Origin of the sequence: Spirosoma endophyticum (genome assembly GCF_900112365.1) — a bacterium.
Classification (GTDB): domain Bacteria; phylum Bacteroidota; class Bacteroidia; order Cytophagales; family Spirosomataceae; genus Spirosoma; species Spirosoma endophyticum.
This window is the reverse complement of the sequence record NZ_FOLQ01000002.1, coordinates 969,020-987,412: the sequence shown is the minus strand read 5'-3', so window position 1 is coordinate 987,412 and position 18,393 is coordinate 969,020. Positions and strand designations below refer to the sequence as shown.

Below are 18,393 nucleotides of genomic sequence, written 5' to 3'. Positions count from 1 at the left end.
AATCGTCCTGCTTTCATTCCCTTTCCAATTACCAGTGAAATTTAAGTTTTTTACTCTATTTTTCACTGGCTCACATTTAGGGGATCAGGACAAACGGAGAGGCCGAACAATCCATTACCGTACCAATGTTCAGGTACGTTTACGTCAAACTTACTCAGATCGACTTCCTTGGGCAATTGGATGGTCGGATCAACGATAAACCGAGATGTTTTTACCAACTCACCAAATCCCTCTTCAACCTGCTGAGTGGACAGAACAGTACTTGGATTCTGCACACTCAATCCTTTCAGTTGTAGCGTTGTTGTATCAACGCGGTCATTCTGGGACAGGAAATAGCGGATGTCTTTGAGTTCATATCTAGCCGGAATCGTTGCAGCAGGGTCAGCTGATTCGGGTTTAGAGCAAGCAATCAGTAGAGAAACTATGACCAAAATTAGCGCTGATACACGCGAGAAGGATGTTTTAACCAGTGGATTATTCATATCGATACGTTGAGTTTACACAAGCTACTATTGGAATTACGCTTCATTTCACTTAGAAGTCAACTTTGTGGCCAACCTGGTTCAGCTAGCGCGGAATAAGGTTCGCTGTAATAGCCACGCAATGCCCACGACCAGTAAACACCCAATAGCGTTAAGCCACAGAAAGGCCGTCAGGTTCAGATACCAACTCAATACGACTAACACTTCAGAAATAATGGCCGACCAGAACGTAGCACGGCCGCCGATGGATTTTACGTAGAAGGCCACCACAAATACGCCCAGAATGACGCCGTAAAATAACGATCCCAGAATATTGACGGCCTCAATCATGCTGCCCAGCTGGTTGGCGAACTGCGCCACGATAATGCAAAAGATACCCCAGCCAATGGTCGACCAACGTGATACGTTCAGGTAATGCGCGTCATCGGAGTCGCTCTTGATCAGGCGTTTGTAGATATCAATTACCGTTGTCGAGGCCAGCGAGCTATAGGCCGAGGCAATCGAGCCCATCGACGCGCTGAAGATAACGGCGATGAGCAAGCCAATCAGGCCGTGGGGCAGGTAATCGAGCACGAAGCGCAGGAATACGTAGTTGACATCGTTGGTATCGGCCGTCGGATTGTTTTTCTGAATAAGCTTTGTTACGTCCGTTTTAACTGATTTCAGTGCGTCGTCTGTTTCGCGGAGCACCGCGCCTGCCGCTTCCTGACCCGCTTCGTTATCGGTTTTCAGCGCCATCTCCATGTCGATAACGGCCTTCTGGCGCTGCGTCGTTAGGTTCTGATGCTTGATTTCGGCGATTTGGTAGGCATTGGCGTACTGACTATTTTTCAGCTTATCGGTTTCCTGCTTGTTGAAAAACGTGGGTGATGGATTGTACTGGTAAAACACGAACACCAGCACACCTACCAGCAGAATCAGAAACTGCATCGGCACTTTCAGCAGGCCATTCATGAGCAAACCCAGCCGACTTTGCCCAATGGTCTGCCCCGTGAGGTAGCGCCCCACCTGCGACTGGTCGGTGCCGAAATAGGACAATTGCAGAAAGAAGCCTCCGATCAGACCCGACCAGAGGTTGTAGCGACTATCCGGATCAAACTTCAGGTCGATCAAATTCATGCGCCCCGCTTTACCGGCTACGTGCAGCGCATCTACAAAACTGACGTCTTCGGGCAGTAGCTTAACGGTGAGATAGCCCGCCAACGCCATCGCAAACGTAACGATGGCCATCTGTTGTAAATGCGTATAGGAAATGGCTTTCGTCCCACCCGTAACAGTATATACGAGCACGATTCCGCCCATCAACAGATTGGTCCAGTAGATATTCCAGCCCAGAATGGTAGAGAGAATGATACTTGGTGCGTAGATCGACAAGCCCGTTGATAGGCCGCGCTGTAGCAAAAATAACCCGGATGTAAGCGTTCGAACACGTACATCGAAGCGGCTTTCAAGGTATTCGTAGGCCGTAAAAATCTTCAGTCTATGGAAAATGGGAACGAACGTCACCGAGAGCACGACCATCGCCAGTGGTAACCCGAAATAGAACTGAACGAATCGCATCCCGTCGGAAAATCCCTGGCCGGGTGCCGACAAAAACGTGACCGCGCTGGCCTGTGTGGCCATCACCGATAGGCCCACATGATACCAGGGCAGCGACTGTCCTGCCAGCAGGTAGTCGTCCATGCTTTTGCTGCCCCGGCTTCTGACGATACCATACACAATGATCACCAGCAACGTAACGGCCAATACGCTCCAATCCAGAATACTCATGATAGCCAGCGCATTAGTACGTAAAATAGCAAAATCTCAACGGCTAAGCTACCCATGACAATCGTATACAGTTGAGTCCAGGAACGGGCAAAAGGTGGCAAGTCGACAGAATTGTCAATAGGATTTTCGGGCATGAAGAAGTGTATATTATGACTACAACGGCGAAATTAAGGGAATTCGTCGTATTGAATCAGAATATCCGTCCGAACGGCTCATTTCCCGATTCGAAGGTGATAGCTGGCGAAGGGCGCAAGGGTAATGATGAACGAGGTATTGGGTCCGGTAGCTACAGGAATATAGACGGCCAGATCGAACGCGTGACGCCTGCGATCGAGCCGAAGCCCCCCTGATAACAAGGCGGCAAAATTGACTGAGCCTGCCCCAAACAGGATCATATTTTCGCTGATGAAACTCAACTTCGCATTCACTTTCCGAACCAATCCGAACGTACCAACAATGTTGCGGGACACATCCCCATTGGAAATACTCCAGCCCAACCCAAAGGTTGTGTTGTTACGTCGGTCACCGGTGGTAACGAGTCCCTGTAGATAGCCTATACCTTCCAGCGAACCTCGACCGCCATTAAACAGGAATCCGTCCGTTTGTATGGCGGCATATTGTGCATTGACGCCCAGCCGCACACGACTGCTCACAGGTAAAGACACCTTCGTATTCAGGCTGAATAAAGCTGACGGATAAAATGAAAAGAACGTAGTACCAACGCTCCAGTTTTCCGTAATACCGTACTCAAACTGACTCAGATACACGAAATAATTCCGGTAGTAGAGCCGCCCCTTCTCGGCCGAAAAAGCGGTGGGCGTGATCCGCATTGTTTGGGGAAATATATTGGGAAAATACGCTCCTTCGGCTTGGGCACCCACCTGTTCCATCCTGACAATCTGATCGGATTTCAGCCGAATTTCGCCCAGATTGGGCGTTCGAATCACCGCTTCAGAACTATCCTGACGCACCAACTCACCCCGAAGCTGCGTGCCGTCTTTCAGCAAAATCGAGTAAGTACGTTTAGCGGGCGCTGGTTGCTTTCCCGGTTTATAATACTCGTCCTGTGCCACAGCCAGACATGGCAGCAGCCACAACAAAACAAGTGAAAGGTGTTTCATAGTGGATAGAATAATCAGTTCGCTAGTTACGCCCAATAATCAGATTATAAGCAACATAAGGAGAAAAATAGGCATACGTTTGGTTCGTAACGGGGTAAATACCAGGGCCATATAAATATTTGGGTTGTACCAGAGCCAGCGCACCTAAATCGAAAGCATGGCGACGACGATCGAAACGTAGCGCGACCGATAACTCAGCACTGGTACTGACAAGATTTGGATTCAGGTAAAAGGTATTATCGCTCAACACCGTCAGGTTACGCGAAACTTTATGCATAACGTCCGCTGATATAAACGATACTTTATTGGCCAACGCAGTGCCAGGATAAATCCGCATTCCATAGCCAAGCGTAGCATTTCGTTCACTGCTCCCGAACGACATCAGCCCTTGCAGCACAACCTGTTCACTCAGGGTGAAATAATAGCCTTTTTGACGGGGCTGATAGACGGCGTTAACGCCAAACCGGAACTGCTCACCAATCGGAAATGTCAGCTTACTATTGAAATTTACGGTAGCTCCCAACACCGTTTCCCGAGCTTGGTTTTTAGGTTCAAATTCACCGAAAAATGGATTGACCGTCGCGCCAATACTCCAGTTACGGGTAATACCGTACTGAAATTCATTCCGAAACAGGAATATATTTCGGTAGTAAAAACGTCCTTTTTCGGCATTGTAGGCCGTTTGTCCCGTTAGTAGCCAGGGCGAAAAACGATTCGCAAACGCCCGGCCTGTTGCAGCGGATAAATCGGCGGACTCCTGCCGGGCTGCCACAGAATCTACCCGAACGAGTAATTCAGGCTCAAAGTAAGTCAGTTGACCATTGTTCTTCCGTACAGTAATCATCGTGCTATCGCGACGAACGAATTTACCGGCCAGTTGCGTACCATCTTTCAGCACAAAAATGGTATAGGGAGCCATCGCACTAACCGGAACATCGGGTTGGCTCGACGAGACACGTACCAACTGATCGGCCTCGACAAACGTCAGGTCGCCGTTTCGCTTCCTAACCGAAATAACGCTGCTATCCTGTCGAATGATTTGCCCGCGTATCACCGAACCGTCGCGCATGAGCAGAAAGGAATGTTTACGATCAGTGTCTTCCGGAGTGATTTTGTACCCCTGCGCCCAGGCAACAACAGGGCAAAGCAGTAGCAGGAAAAGAACTGTTTTCATACGGAAAGGTGTTAGGAATAGACGTATTTGTATTTATATTATCATGCAAACGGTTACACACCGACAGTTATTTTATCAGCATATAGCGCAGACCTCCGATTTCCCATTGGGGTTGGAAATTGATCGTGCCGAAGGCGTATATATTTTCGAAGCGGCTACTGAGTCGGGAGAGCGTAAGCGATACATGGACCTAATTTCGGGTATCGGCGTGAGCAACGTCGGACACCGGCATCCGCGCGTACTGGAAGCCATTCAGAACCAGTTGGATAAATACCTGCATTTAATGGTTTACGGGGAATACATCCAAACGCCCCAAACCCAGTTGGCCCACGCGCTGGCTCAAACGCTACCGGACAATCTGGACAACGTGTACTTCACCAATTCGGGTACTGAAGCCGTTGAAGGTGCCATGAAACTGGCCAAGCGATATACCGGACGTACTGAAATCATTAGTTGCTTTAACGCCTATCACGGGTCCACACAAGGTGCCCTATCGCTCTCGGGCGATGAGCATTTCAAGCGAAATTACCGCCCTCTCCTACCCGACATTCGACACATTCGACATGGCCATACTGTTGATATTGAACAGGTTAGCAACCGAACAGCCGCCGTTGTGATAGAGGTTATTGCGGGTGAAGCAGGTGTCCGTGTGCCCGATGCTACGTATCTACAGGCGTTACGTACCCGTTGCACCGAAGTGGGTGCTTTGCTTATTTTCGATGAAATCCAGACGGGCTTTGGGCGAACCGGTACATTCTGGGCCTTCGAAGGATTCGGGGTGATTCCGGATATTTTATTGTGTGCGAAAGGCATGGGGGGCGGTATGCCCATCGGTGCGTTTATCAGCTCGACGGAGATCATGAGCGTGTTCAAGAACAACCCGATTCTGGGGCATATCACTACGTTTGGTGGCCACCCGGTTTCGTGCGCGTCTTCGCTCGCTACGTTACAGGTTATTCAGGAGCAGAAGCTGTTTGAGAGCGCCGAAGCTAAAGGACAATTATTCAAGCAGTTATTAACTCATCCAGTTATTAAAGAAGTGCGGGGTAAGGGGCTTATGCTAGCCGTTGAATTTGAGTCGTTTGGCGTACTAAAACCCATTATCGACCGGGCCATCTTATACGGCATTATTACCGATTGGTTTCTATTTTGTGACAACTCCATGCGCATTGCCCCACCGCTGATTATCACGGAAACCGAAATCCGGGAAGCCTGCGCCGTAATTCTGGATGCGATTGACGCCTAGACCAATTTAAGGAAACAGCACAGTCAACGTACCAACCAGCAGCGCGATAACCGCGAGAATCAGAATACCAATAAGTGCTGTTTTGAGGATACTCCCTGAATTGTTGGGGGGTGGATTTGTCATAGAATCAAGCTTGTTTTTTGGTAATATGCAATGATTGAGCTACAACGGAATGTTGCCGTGTTTTTTCTTCGGCAGCGTCGCTACTTTATTTTCCAGCATTTTGAACGCCCGGATGAGTTTTTGCCGCGTCTGATCGGGCGTGATCACTTCGTCGATGTAGCCCCGGTGAGCCGCCCGGTATGGATTCGCAAACTTCTCGGTATAATCCAGCACTTTCTCCTGCAGCTTGGCCTGCGGATCGTCGGCTTCAGCGATTTCGCGTTTGAAGATAATCTCAGCGGCTCCACTGGCACCCATCACGGCGATTTCAGCCGATGGCCAGGCGTAATTCATATCGGCACCGATGTGTTTGGAATTCATTACGTCGTAGGCACCACCGTAGGCCTTACGCGTAATGACTGTTACACGCGGCACAGTCGCTTCGCAGAAGGCAAATAGTAGTTTGGCGCCGTTAGTGATGATGCCATTCCACTCCTGATCGGTGCCGGGCAGAAAACCGGGCACATCTTCAAGTACCAGAAGCGGTACGTTAAAACAGTCACAAAAACGCACGAAACGAGCCGCTTTCGTGCTGGCGTTAATGTCCAAAACACCCGCCAGCACAGCCGGTTGGTTCCCGACAACACCAATGCTACGTCCGCCGATTCGCGCAAATCCCACGACGATGTTTTCGGCAAAATTCTTGTGAACTTCCATGAATGACCCTGCGTCTACCAGTTCTTCAATCACCTCACGCATATCGTACGGCTGATTGGGATTCTCCGGAATGATCTTATTTAAAGCTGGTCGAGACTCGTCGGTCGACTCATAAGCGAGCATCGGTGGTTCATCCTCGCAGTTTTGAGGGATGTAACTCAGCAGTTGTTTAAGACTTTGAATACACGCCAGTTCATTCTCGCAGGCAAAATGCGTCACGCCCGATTTCGTGCTGTGCGTGCTGGCCCCACCTAGTTCTTCGGCGGTAACGGTTTCGTGGGTGACGGTTTTCACTACGTTCGGGCCGGTCACGAACATATAGCTCGTATTTTCGACCATGAAAATAAAGTCGGTAATCGCCGGGCTATAAACAGCGCCCCCTGCGCACGGCCCCATTACAGCCGACAGTTGGGGAATAACGCCCGACGCGCGTGTATTGCGGTAGAAAATATCGGCATAACCCGCCAGCGATAACACACCCTCCTGAATCCGGGCACCACCCGAGTCATTGAGCCCGATGATTGGTGCGCCATTCTGCAGCGCCAGGTCCATCACCTTGCAGATTTTTTCGGCATGAGTTTCTGAAAGAGCGCCCCCAAAAACCGTAAAGTCCTGCGCAAAAACATACACCAGCCGCCCCTCTACGGTGCCGTAGCCCGTCACGACGCCATCCCCCAAGTAATGCTCTTTGTCCATGCCAAAGTCGCGGGTGCGGTGCATAACAAACTTACCGATTTCCTCAAACGAGCCTTCATCCATCAGCAGTGCGATACGTTCCCGGGCGGTCAGTTTGCCTTTAGCGTGCTGGGCGTCAATACGTTTCTGACCGCCACCCAGTTCGGCTTCGGTATTTTTACGAGCAAGAACGTCGACTTTAGAAGGTTTGGACGTAACAGCAAAATTGGTATCAGGTTGAGTTTCGGCTTGCATGAGGTTTATAGGGGCAAATCAAGTAGTGACAAAGTTAATTTTTCTTCTGGATTCCAACGGCTTGTCATGCTTTTGTATCATTATCCAGTTAAACACATTTCGCCCATGAATCGACATTTGCTTTCGTTCACTCTGCTGGCTGTTTGTGTCCTGCTCGACGGTTGTTTTCGCCCTTCGGCGCCACCTCCTCCTACAACAGGCGATATTTACCGACCAGTGTATGCTACGTCTGCCGATGTTCGCAATGTGCAAACATTGGCGCCACAACCGTTAAGAAACATAGGAAAAATTTACGCTAAAGATAATTACCTGTTCGTAAACGAGGTGGGCAGCGGCATTCATATCGTCGATAATCGTAATCCTGAATCGCCGGTGAAACTGGCTTTCATTTCCATTCCGGGGAACCACGAGTTATCGATTAAAGATAGTACGCTTTATGCCGATAACATACTGGATCTGGTTGCCCTCAACATTGCCGACCCACGCAATGTCCGGCTGGTCAAACGTATTGAAAATGCCTTCGAGCGATCGGCCTATCCGCTGGCTACGAATGTCCGGTTCGAATGTCCAGATCCTGCACAGGGCATAGTGATTCGCTGGGAGAAAGCGTCAATCGAAAATCCACAGTGTTACCGGTAATAGTTTTCTGATGTGCAGCGGGATTAAAGCTGGCGCAAACCAGAGAAAAAATCCTAAAACCAATCCTCAACACCATGAAGCTAACCCTTTACGTCTTCCTATTAATAGTCCTGCTAGTCTCCTGCGACAAGGGTTCAGGCAATGACTCACCAGCGCCCGGCTCGGGAATCGGTGGCTCAACGGCTCGCTTTACCATCAGTGGCAATACCCTTTATACCGTGAGCAACACGGCTCTGCAATCCTACGACATTTCGGCTAGCAGCAATCCCAAAACGGGCAGTAACATTCCGCTGGGCTTCGGTGTCGAAACGATCTTTCCATACCGTACGAACCTGTTCATCGGCACCCAAACGGGTATGTATATTTACGACATTAAACAGCCCAACAGCCCTAAACGCGTATCGCTTTATTCGCACATGCAAAGCTGCGATCCGGTGGTGGCGCAGGGCAATTACGCCTATGTTACGCTCCGGAGTGGCACGACCTGTCGCAACGTACTGGCCAACTCGCTGGAGGTAATCGATATCAGCAATTTGGCAAATCCGACATTAGTGAGAAGTTATCCCATGAAAAACCCGCACGGGCTGGGTGCCGACAGTACGTTATTATTTATTGGCGAAGGCGACTACGGCCTTCGGGTCATGGATATCAGCGATCCTGCCAATATTCGGGAGATTCAGTATTTCGATAGTACAAAAGCATACGACGTTATTCCGGCACAAAAACGACTGATCGTTACGGGGCCAGATGGCATTTATCAGTATAGCTATGCGAACTTGAAGCAGTTAACATTGCTGAGTAAACTGCCCGTTCAGCCATGATTAGCACTCGCCTGCTACGTTTGCTGGCGCTGTTTCTGGGGATCGCTTTCTCAGCACAGGCCCAATCGTTACGACCCATGCCCCTAAGCGCTGTCGGAATCGACGACGCCAAGCGTTGGGTTGTCAAATTTACGCCACTCAGCCTGTTTGACCCCAACAACACGATTCAGTTTGGACTAGAGCGGCTTCTTAGCCAGCGGCATTCGCTACAGGTTGAAATAGGCTATGGCTGGCAGGGGATGAACCTCTGGGACATGAGCCAACATGGTCAGTACAGCCATCTGGAGAACTGGCGCGGGCGGGTCGAATGGCGGTATTACTGGCGTGGTGGCCTCATCGGACCCTATCTAGCGCTGGAAGGATTATACCGGCAGGTAAACGCTTATGAAAACGGCACGATCGGCATTGGTTGCGAGACGGGTCAATGCCAATACTATCAGCTTTATTCATTGCCCATATCAAAATACGTTTGGGGTGGCCATGTAAAATTCGGGCGTCAGTTTGCGATATCGACCAACAAGCGGCTTGTGGGCGACTTCTATGGTGGACTGGGTATTCGGGGCAATACGGTTGATCGGTTTAATCGTCCTGCTGGTTCTCTCGACTTTCGCTCATCAGGTGGTTTTCTGTCGATTGACCCGTTCACCTCATCGGCTAATGTGTTTATAAGTGTATCGTACGGCATAAAGATTGGGTATTCGTTTTGACCGTTTACCGGCTTAATTTTCCGGCAGACCACGTAGTGAATACTTTCGTTGGTTCGAAAATTGGCGTTAATTTGTAACAAACTGCGATTAACTGCCGCTTGAAAGCCCGCTTCATTTTACCTTTTCTGATTCTGATGTGGCCGCAACTTGCGGTTGCTCAATCCCTCGGCGGACAGCGTGTTTTTTCGTTTCTCGACCTGCCAACTCACGCCCGTGTGGCAGCGCTCGGTGGCCAGGTCGCCACGGCCATTAGCCCCGACGGTTCGTACCATCTCAACAATCCCGCGCTGGCTGATTCAATCCCTACGAATCAATTATCAATCAGCTTAATGCCGTATCTGGCAGCGGCTAAATATTACACCCTTCAATATGGTTTACCGGTAAAATCAACCGGTAAGTGGGCAGTTGGCTTGCAGTATTTGAGTTATGGACAGTTTGAATTGACCGACCCGGTTGGCAATTCTCTTGGTACGTTTACAGCGAATGATTACGCGCTGAGCCTTACACACGCCCGTACAGAAGGTAATTTTACGCTGGGTGCTACGATAAAAGCCGTTGGTTCGGCCATCGAAACGTACTCGGCCTTTGGTGTTCTGGCCGATTTAGGCGGTGTTTGGCGGCATCCTCAAAAAGATCTTACGTTTGGACTAGTCGCCAAAAACATAGGGTATCTGGTTAAGAATTACGGGCCGATCGATGCCGATTTGCCTTTTGATCTACAGGCAGGCGTAACTGTCAAACCGCGCCATGCCCCTATCCGGCTAACCATAACGGCGCATCATCTCCAGCGTTTCGACATCAGTTACAATGACCCAAACCTCAACATTCGCTACGATCTGAGCGGCAACCCGATCCCGCAGACGGTTAGCGTAAGCGAAAAAATAGCGCGTCATTTAAGCGTTGGCGCCGAATTGCTGGTCCATCGGAACGTGCATCTGCTGGTCGGTTATAATCACCAGAAACGAGCTGAAGGTAAACTAACAACGGGTGGCGGTGGCGCCGGAATTTCCTTTGGTACCTCGGTGCAGGCACGGGGTTTCCAGTTAACCTACGCCCGATTCTCCTCAGTACCGACCGCTGGAACGAGTCAACTATCGCTACGTGTCGACCTTGAGCGGTTAATGAAGTAGGGGATTTTTACTATATCAAGTCTGGCACAAGGGCAAATTTTCTCCGAATATGACCTGATTTACCTACTAAATGAGATGCTGTTCTGGGGTGCCAGACATGTAGACGGTCGTGGCTTCGATACTGAAATAAACCGGCCAACCAATTTGCAAAATCTCGTTGATGAGGAAGCAGTAAGTAAATGGCTATTATCGGCCACTTTTGAGCAGGGAGGAACCTCTTTCCTGCTTTTCATATTTATTCAATCAACTCGAAAAAGCTATTTTGAAAATTTACTTCATTAGTGGACTTGGCGCCGACAAACGAATTTTTCAGAAATTAGTACTACCTACGTTTTTCGAGCCTGTTTATATAGAGTTGCTCACTCCTCACCAGAATGAATCACTACCAAATTATGCTGGAAGAATGGCCTTGTCCATCGACTCAATCCAGCCATTTTATATAGTCGGCATTTCCTTTGGGGGTATGCTTGCTACGGAAATAGCCAAACTGATTCGGCCGCAAAAAACCATTCTCATTTCAAGCGTTTCTACTTCCAATCAACTCCCCTGGTATTACCATTTGGGGGTGCGTTATCCATCGACAGATATATTCCAGCCTCGCTTCTCACGTCACCTAATGCACTCACAAATTGGTTTTTCGGAGCAAACGATTCTTCAACAAAGCAACTGCTGAGACAAATTCTCAATGACACTGACAAAGTGTTTCTGAAATGGGCAATTCGGGCGATTGCAACCTGGAAAAATCAAATCAAACCCATTGATCTTATTCAGGTGCATGGCACAAATGACAAGATTTTGCCAATTCAGTATACCAATCCAGATTTAGTAGTTTCTGTAGGAGGTCATCTGATGGTATACAGCCAGAGCGATGCGATTTCTGATTTATTAGCACAGTTGCTAGCTTAGTTTGTTAAGCTAGCAACTGTGCTAATAAATCAGCTACGTTATTTAAACAATCTGGTTAGCCCTCCAGAGTAATTCAATCAAAAACGCCCGATTCGTTTTTGCAGCGCATCCCGCGAGAGGGTGATTAAATGACCGATGGGTTTTCCGGCACGATACGTAACGACACGTAGTGTTATGGGACCTTCGGGTAAATCAACGGGCTGGCTGTATTTTGTCGAGAATTGATCAGGCATCGTGTCGTCAATCGAATAGTAAATATCCAGTCCCGGTGCTTCGCTTGCCAGTTCCATGTGCAGCTTCCCATCCTTCATAGTCGTCCGGACGATGGCATCATAAATAGCCTTCGAGTAATTGACTTGGGCGATGTCGGCCCGCTCAAAATGAGTTTCCATTCGTCGCACAAAATTGGGCCAGTTTTTGACTTCTTTCGGCGACCAGAACACTTCAGACAAGGCCCAGCCACGCGGATAGGTCATGTATTCGGCATAACGAAGGTTGGGAATCTGCTCCGTCCATAGGTTACCCTGACCGCCTAAAATGTATTTTGCCTCTACTCCATCAGGGACGGGCTCGTAACTGTATGTTTTCTGTGTGCGCAGGTTGGCGTAAATAGGCGCGTCAATCGTTGGATCGCCCTGCATGTAATCCAGGTATGCGAACGTGCTGGGCGTCATCACTACGTTATGACCCTCCTTGGCGGCTTCGATTCCGCCTTTGATGCCCCGCCAGCTCATTACCGTAGCCGTCGGCGAAATCCCCCCTTCCAGAATTTCGTCCCAGCCGAGTAGTTTCTTGCCTTTAGCCGTCAGGATTTTCTCCACCCGACCCATAAAATACCCCTGCAAATCTTCGACGTGACGGATATTTAGTTTCTTCATCAATGCCTGGCAACCGGGGTCCTGCGCCCAATAGCCCTTGTAGCACTCATCGCCCCCTACATGAATGTATGGATTCGGGAACAGCGCGGCAATTTCAGTAAAGACCTTGTCCAGAAACTCGTAGACTTTTTCATCCGACGGGTTCAGGGTGTTCTCCACCTTCATCTTGAATGTACCATTACCATACCATTCAGAAAAAGCCGTTCCCGGATTAACGCTGACAATCGCCTTTGTGCAACTCAGTTCAGGGTAAGCCGCCAGAGCCGCCATGCTGTGGCCCGGCACATCTACTTCGGGCACAATCGTTACGTTACGCGCCTGTGCATACGCAACAATTTCCCGAATATCATTTTGGGTATAAAAGCCGCCATAAGGCGTTGGTTCGCCCGGTTTCGGTTCGGCCAGATCGCCATAATGACCCGTCCTTGCCACACGCCAGGCCCCCACTTCGGTGAGTTTAGGGAGTGATTTGATCTCGATACGCCAGCCGTTGTCGTCGGTCAGGTGCCAGTGGAACGTGTTGAATTTCAGTTTCGCCAGCTGGTCAATGTATTGTTTTACATCGTCTTTCGGAAAAAAGTGACGGCTCACATCGAGCATAATCCCCCGCCAGCCAAATCGCGGATAATCCGTAATCTTGACGGCCGGTACAGTCCATGTCGCCGTCGTGGTGGCTTGGCTACCGATCTCTTTGGGCAGCAGTTGAGTCAGCGTCTGAATGCCATAAAACAGCCCGGCCGGGCGGTTGGCGGTAATCGTCACACCCTTCGGTGAGGCATCGAGCGTGTATCCTTCCGAACCAAGCTGCGCATTGGATGTCGTGTTGAGATTAAGCTGAATTTTGCCCGCTTTACCTGGTTTGGCTACAAATCCGAAGCCTGTCGGTACGTTCAATTGCTGGCTGAGCATGTCGGCAACTGCCTTCCCATCAGCCTGATCATAGTTAATTGTGGTCGATTTAGTTAGCGTAAAAACGCCCGTCTGAGGTTGCACACTGACAGGCTGGGGAATTAATTGAATGGGCGACTGAGCGCGGGCCATTGTAATACAGAAAGCAAAAAGAAGTATTCGACTAAGATTCATGCGGTAAATGATTAATAACTACTTTGTAAAGCGAGTTAAAGAGATGTTTTAATGATTACGTCCTGAAATGAGATTTTTCTACCATTTATTCCCGCTTATGGCTCCTAGTAAATAACGTTGTCTCGTCAATTTTTCTATAGCATTGGCACAATTTCTTATTTCCTGCGTTTCTTTAAACAAAGAGCGCACAATGCGCTTTCCGTATTCAATGACTGAAGTACTTAAAGACCTTACGCCCCGGCAAATTGTTGCCGAACTTGACCAATACATTATCGGACAGCACGATGCGAAACGTAATGTAGCCATTGCGCTCCGAAACCGCTGGCGCCGTATGAATAGTACGGCTGATATGCAACGCGAAATTACGCCCAATAATATTTTGATGATTGGCGCGACTGGCGTCGGCAAAACCGAAATTGCCCGTCGACTGGCTAAGGTCGCCGATGCACCCTTTATTAAAGTTGAAGCGTCGAAATTTACCGAAGTCGGCTACGTGGGTCGGGATGTCGAAAGCATGGTTCGCGACTTGGTTGAGCAGTCTGTCAATATGGTACGGGCGGCCAAGAAGGAAGCCGTACAGGCGCGGGCGCAGCAACTTGTGGAAGATGTTATTCTGGACATTCTGATTCCGCCGGTTAAGCCTGCTAATGGCCAGATGGGCTTTGAAAACGAGAAGAAAGATCCCGATGCCGAGTTGAACGAACGCACCCGCGAACGGTTCCGCGACAAAATTCGCTCCGGCGAAATGGACGACCGCAAAATAGAAATCGATGTGCTGCAAAGTCAAACGCCCAACATCGGTGTGATGGGTGGCTCAGTCGACGATCTGTCCATGATGAATATCCAGGAGATGATTGGCGGGATGATGCCCAAGCGTGGCAAAAAACGCAAAGTGACCATCGCTGAGGCCCGTACGATTTTGCTGGAGGAAGAAGCCGCCAAGCTCATCGACATGGATGAAGTGAAGGAAGAAGCCATCCGAAAAGCCGAAGACGCCGGGATTATTTTCATCGACGAAATTGATAAAGTAGCGTCGGCTCGTTCTGGCAATGGCGGGGGCGGCCCCGATGTCAGCCGGGAAGGTGTGCAACGCGATTTACTTCCGATTGTAGAAGGCAGTGCGGTGAACACCAAGTACGGCGTCGTGCATACCGATCATATTCTGTTCATTGCAGCCGGTGCTTTCCATGTAGCGAAACCCAGTGATTTGATTCCTGAATTACAGGGACGTTTCCCAATCCGGGTCGAGCTGCAAAGCCTGTCGGAAGATGATTTCTATCACATCCTGAAAGAACCAAAGAATGCGCTCACCAAGCAATACGTAGCGATGCTGGCGGCCGAGCAAGTCGAACTTACATTTCAGGATGATGCTCTGCGCGAACTGGCCCGAATTGCCTTCGAGGTGAATGGCGAAGTGGAGAATATCGGTGCGCGTCGGTTACAGACCGTATTGAGCCACCTGATGAACGACTTTATGTTCGACATTCCCGATGTCATTGGTGCCAATGCCAAAGTTGTGGTCACGAAAGAACTGGTTGGCGATAAATTAAATGGTCTGGTGAAGAACCGGGATTTAAGTCAGTTTATACTTTGATGTTTACGGTATTCGGTTTACGGAGGGCTAATGCGTAGGTAATCTCATGCCTCACTGGCGGCCCGGTCAGCCCTCCGCAAACCGAATACCGTAAATCAACTTTTCAACCTGTGCAATAGCCCGGTCCATATCAGCACGCTTTTGGTCGGGTGGGTCGAAGCGGTTGAAGGGACGAAGTTGTAAAACAAACGTCTCTTCAATCGCTTCGCTATCAAGGGGGGTGTATAATTTATGCGCTGTTACGTTTACCGGAAGTAGCCCATGCCGGGATTTGAAGCGGGTTACTACATAAGCCAGCAATTTCTCGACCTCTCCTACCGCGATGCCATCAGCGGGTACGAACCGGACTTCGGCATGATTTCGATCAACGAGCGTTTGTTCATTAGGCGCAAAATGTCCCTCGCAACTCGAAAACGTGCGAACCAGTCCAGTTGCATTCAGCGCATCAACCAGCGGGCGGATTTTCGGTTCAATATCTTCCATCAGGGTTCTCCATCAAGTAAAGCCATGTCGTCGGCTTCATTGGTTTGATGACTGGCAACCCGTCGACCCTTTTGCCATAACCAGCCCAGATACCCGACTGCAACCAGCGCCAACACGCCCGAAACGGCGAAAGAAGCATCAATACCAGCCTCGCCCACTACGTTATTGAGTAACCAGCCCGCACCCAGCGCGCCAAGACCAATACCCGCTTCGAGCGCAATGTACATCGTTGCCATAGCGCGGCCCCTCGTTTTCTCATCACTCAAATCGGCGGTCCAGGCCGTTACCGTTGGTGAGTTCATACCCCACGACATGCCATAGACTATAGCCGATGTCCAGAACCAGGCGGGTGAATCGGTCAGGATCAAAAGCACCATTGAAACGGCCAGCACAGCTGTCGAAATAAATAACACCGGAAGACGGCCGTAACGATCTGACGTCTTACTGAACACCACCCGAACTACCAGCGAGGCAACGGTATAGACCGTAAAAAACAATCCTTTGTTCGTGACGCCCAGCGATGCGCTCACCGCTGAAATCACGGTCAGGATTACCCCCGACGAAAAGGATTGCAGCAAGAGTACGATAAACGGAGGCAGGGCATTTTTATCAAAAATTTCGTCTTTTTTCAATCGTAACAGGCTGAAGCGAAACGGTTGCGTATTGACCAAAGTCTCTGGCATCTGGAGCAGAATACCAATGGACAATAACGCAAACGCCGATGATGTCCAGAACATTACGTTCATGGAAAAATCGGTGGCTAACCAACTGCCAATGGCAGGTCCCAGCGACATACCCATGGCCGTAAACAGGCCAAGCATACCCATGGCTTCACCCCGTCGATTGGCAGGTACTACGTCGGCAACGTAAGCCGATGTAGCCGTTGGCTTGGTGCCGGTCGAAAAGCCGTGAATAAGCCGGAGCGTCAGAAATCCCCCGACTGTCAGCAGGTACGGATATAAAAAACCGCAGATAAAGCAGACCAGCGACCCAAAGGCCATCACCGGCACCCGGCCAACCGTATCTGTAATTTTCCCACTAAACGGCCGCGACACACCCGCCGTGAACGTGAATAACGCAATAATCAGCCCAATGTATTCCTGGCCGCCCAACTTGGTTAAGTAAGCGGGGAGTTCGGGGATCATCATCGAAAAACTAGCCGAAAACAGGAAGTTACTGATACACAGCAACCAGAACGCAACTGTGTAGAGTGATGTGCCGGACGAACTCCGGCCGGTAGAAACCTGACGAGTGATTGACAATGTTTACAGCGCCCCGTGGGGATTTGGTACTGGTAGCAGCAAAGTTAGCTTACTGAGACGAACCTTCGCCCAAAATTGGGTAACATTGACCGAACGGCCTGTCAGCAGATTGCGACGATACAAAAACCTTCTCTGTAAAGAATAGAGTGATTGGTCGTGTTTTGCCATAAATTTGCAGCACCAATGATGAATGCACAATGACGAATTGGTTTCACTCAATCCTTCATCAGTAGCTTTTCTTACTGATTATCATTCATCATTCATCATTCATCATTACTCCCATGTCTCGTAATCTTCAAATCGGTCTGTTCCTTACCGTTTCCATCCTGCTCACTACGTTTACGTTTTATTTCTGGCAGGTCTTCAAAAGTCCCAATCTATTAGTCCAGGATAACGACAAAACCTTTGCGCTGCTTATTCCGAGAGGCTCTACGTTCGAGTCGGTTATGGATACGCTGAAAACACACAAGATTATCAACGATGAGACGTCGTTTCGGTTTCTGGCCAAGATAATGAAGTATAATGAGCGTGTGAAAGAAGGTCGTTACGAAATTAAGCCTCGCATGGGAAACCGCGAGGCTCTGGTTAAACTCCGCAGCGGTAGCCAGGATGCCATGCCGGTTACGTTCAACAGCATGCGGCAAAAAAGTGACCTGATTCAGCGGGTAGGCAGCAAGTTCGAATTTGGCTCCGATGCCCTCGGCCAGCTTCTCAATGATCCGGCTACGTGCCAGAAATTCGGCTTCGACACGACCACAATTGTCTGCATGTTTTTGCCCAATACGTATGAATTGTTCTGGACCATCAAACCAGAAGCACTCCTTGACCGCATGGGAAAAGAGTACAAGAAATTCTGGACACCCGAACGTCAGGCAAAAGCGAAAGCCCTGGATCTGACCCAAACCCAGGTTCAGGTACTGGCCTCCATTGTAGCGGCCGAAACCAACAAGCGCGACGAGCAGCCGCGTGTGGCCGGCGTTTACCTGAACCGGATCAAGCGGGGCATTAAACTGGAAGCCGACCCAACGGTAATTTTCGCCCTGCGCGATTTTGGCATCCGTCGACTATTGAATCGGCAGTTGACCGTCGATTCGCCTTATAATACGTATCGCTACGCTGGACTGCCGCCGGGACCCATTAACCTTCCGGCTCCGGCCACCATCGACAACGTATTGAATGCAGAACAGCACGATTATCTGTATTTCGTGGTCAATGCCAACTTTACCGGATATCACACCTTCTCGAAAACCCTGTCGGAACACCTGGCCAATGCCCGGCTATACCAGCAAGCGTTAACACGCATGAAGATTATGAAATAAAATTAGTCAAGAGTTATCAGTCATTAGTC

18 protein-coding genes are annotated in these 18,393 nt (G+C 49.6%); 9 read left to right on the top strand and 9 right to left on the bottom strand.

Annotated features, from left to right (window positions below; genetic code table 11):
* Positions 1-62: 62 nt before the first annotated feature.
* The 5 genes from BM202_RS09135 to BM202_RS09120 all read right to left on the bottom strand — a co-directional run bounded on the left by BM202_RS09135 (position 63) and on the right by BM202_RS09120 (position 4,547).
* Complete coding sequence (locus BM202_RS09135; protein WP_093825102.1) at positions 63-482, bottom strand: hypothetical protein; 420 nt, start codon at positions 480-482, stop codon at positions 63-65.
* An 81-nt stretch (positions 483-563) separates the two neighbouring features.
* Positions 564-2,252 (bottom strand): sodium:solute symporter family protein, encoded by a 1,689-nt coding sequence (locus BM202_RS09130; RefSeq protein ID WP_093825100.1) that lies wholly within the window; start codon positions 2,250-2,252, stop codon positions 564-566.
* Positions 2,249-2,386 carry a hypothetical protein gene (locus BM202_RS37195; protein WP_177236546.1) on the bottom strand — a complete coding sequence of 46 codons (138 nt, stop codon included), beginning with the start codon at positions 2,384-2,386 and terminating at the stop codon, positions 2,249-2,251. Before BM202_RS37195 ends, BM202_RS09130 begins: the two co-directional genes overlap by 4 nt.
* A 78-nt stretch (positions 2,387-2,464) precedes the next feature.
* Positions 2,465-3,373 (bottom strand): hypothetical protein, encoded by a 909-nt coding sequence (locus BM202_RS09125; RefSeq protein WP_093825099.1) that lies wholly within the window; start codon positions 3,371-3,373, stop codon positions 2,465-2,467.
* 22 nt (positions 3,374-3,395) lie between these two features.
* Positions 3,396-4,547, bottom strand: a complete 1,152-nt coding sequence (locus BM202_RS09120; protein ID WP_093825098.1) for a porin family protein — start codon at positions 4,545-4,547, stop codon at positions 3,396-3,398.
* Positions 4,548-4,590: 43 nt separating this feature from the next.
* Between BM202_RS09120 and BM202_RS09115 the strand changes: the two genes are divergently transcribed.
* Complete coding sequence (locus BM202_RS09115; RefSeq protein WP_093825097.1) at positions 4,591-5,793, top strand: aspartate aminotransferase family protein; 1,203 nt, start codon at positions 4,591-4,593, stop codon at positions 5,791-5,793.
* Between the two features lie 162 nt (positions 5,794-5,955).
* On the opposite strand, the gene BM202_RS09110 is transcribed toward BM202_RS09115, so the two are convergent.
* The gene (locus BM202_RS09110; RefSeq protein WP_093825095.1) at positions 5,956-7,542 is read right to left on the bottom strand and encodes an acyl-CoA carboxylase subunit beta; all 1,587 of its coding nucleotides are present in this window, start codon (positions 7,540-7,542) and stop codon (positions 5,956-5,958) included.
* A 105-nt stretch (positions 7,543-7,647) separates the two neighbouring features.
* On the opposite strand from BM202_RS09110, the gene BM202_RS09105 reads away from it, so the two are divergent.
* The 6 genes from BM202_RS09105 to BM202_RS09075 all read left to right on the top strand — a co-directional run bounded on the left by BM202_RS09105 (position 7,648) and on the right by BM202_RS09075 (position 11,745).
* Positions 7,648-8,181 carry an LVIVD repeat-containing protein gene (locus tag BM202_RS09105; RefSeq protein ID WP_093825094.1) on the top strand — a complete coding sequence of 178 codons (534 nt, stop codon included), beginning with the start codon at positions 7,648-7,650 and terminating at the stop codon, positions 8,179-8,181.
* Positions 8,182-8,255: 74 nt separating this feature from the next.
* Positions 8,256-9,002, top strand: coding sequence for an LVIVD repeat-containing protein (locus BM202_RS09100; protein ID WP_093825091.1), 747 nt, complete (start codon positions 8,256-8,258; stop codon positions 9,000-9,002).
* Entirely contained in the window at positions 8,999-9,709 is a 711-nt protein-coding gene (locus tag BM202_RS09095) for a DUF3575 domain-containing protein (RefSeq protein WP_093825088.1), read from the top strand. Before BM202_RS09100 ends, BM202_RS09095 begins: the two co-directional genes overlap by 4 nt.
* 98 nt (positions 9,710-9,807) lie before the next feature.
* Complete coding sequence (porQ, locus tag BM202_RS09090) at positions 9,808-10,839, top strand: type IX secretion system protein PorQ (RefSeq protein WP_245776590.1); 1,032 nt, start codon at positions 9,808-9,810, stop codon at positions 10,837-10,839.
* Positions 10,840-11,101: 262 nt separating this feature from the next.
* Positions 11,102-11,512 (top strand): alpha/beta fold hydrolase, encoded by a 411-nt coding sequence (locus tag BM202_RS09080; RefSeq protein ID WP_093825084.1) that lies wholly within the window; start codon positions 11,102-11,104, stop codon positions 11,510-11,512.
* A gap of 26 nt (positions 11,513-11,538) precedes the next feature.
* Positions 11,539-11,745 (top strand): hypothetical protein, encoded by a 207-nt coding sequence (locus BM202_RS09075; protein ID WP_093825082.1) that lies wholly within the window; start codon positions 11,539-11,541, stop codon positions 11,743-11,745.
* Positions 11,746-11,822: 77 nt separating this feature from the next.
* Here BM202_RS09075 and BM202_RS09070 read toward each other — a convergent pair whose 3' ends face one another.
* Entirely contained in the window at positions 11,823-13,706 is a 1,884-nt protein-coding gene (locus tag BM202_RS09070) for a beta-N-acetylhexosaminidase (RefSeq protein WP_093825080.1), read from the bottom strand.
* 208 nt (positions 13,707-13,914) lie between these two features.
* Here BM202_RS09070 and hslU point away from each other — a divergent pair, with 208 nt between their 5' ends.
* Positions 13,915-15,300 carry an ATP-dependent protease ATPase subunit HslU gene (hslU, locus tag BM202_RS09065; protein ID WP_093825226.1) on the top strand — a complete coding sequence of 462 codons (1,386 nt, stop codon included), beginning with the start codon at positions 13,915-13,917 and terminating at the stop codon, positions 15,298-15,300.
* A 66-nt stretch (positions 15,301-15,366) separates the two neighbouring features.
* Here hslU and BM202_RS09060 read toward each other — a convergent pair whose 3' ends face one another.
* Both BM202_RS09060 and BM202_RS09055 read right to left on the bottom strand, forming a co-directional pair.
* On the bottom strand, positions 15,367-15,783 hold the full coding sequence (locus BM202_RS09060; protein WP_093825078.1) for a hypothetical protein: 417 nt from the start codon (positions 15,781-15,783) through the stop codon (positions 15,367-15,369).
* Complete coding sequence (locus BM202_RS09055) at positions 15,783-17,045, bottom strand: MFS transporter (RefSeq protein ID WP_245776589.1); 1,263 nt, start codon at positions 17,043-17,045, stop codon at positions 15,783-15,785. The genes BM202_RS09060 and BM202_RS09055 overlap by 1 nt, the downstream gene beginning before the upstream one ends.
* A 281-nt stretch (positions 17,046-17,326) precedes the next feature.
* On the opposite strand from BM202_RS09055, the gene mltG reads away from it, so the two are divergent.
* Positions 17,327-18,364, top strand: coding sequence for an endolytic transglycosylase MltG (mltG, locus tag BM202_RS09050; protein WP_093825076.1), 1,038 nt, complete (start codon positions 17,327-17,329; stop codon positions 18,362-18,364).
* Positions 18,365-18,393: the final 29 nt, after the last annotated feature.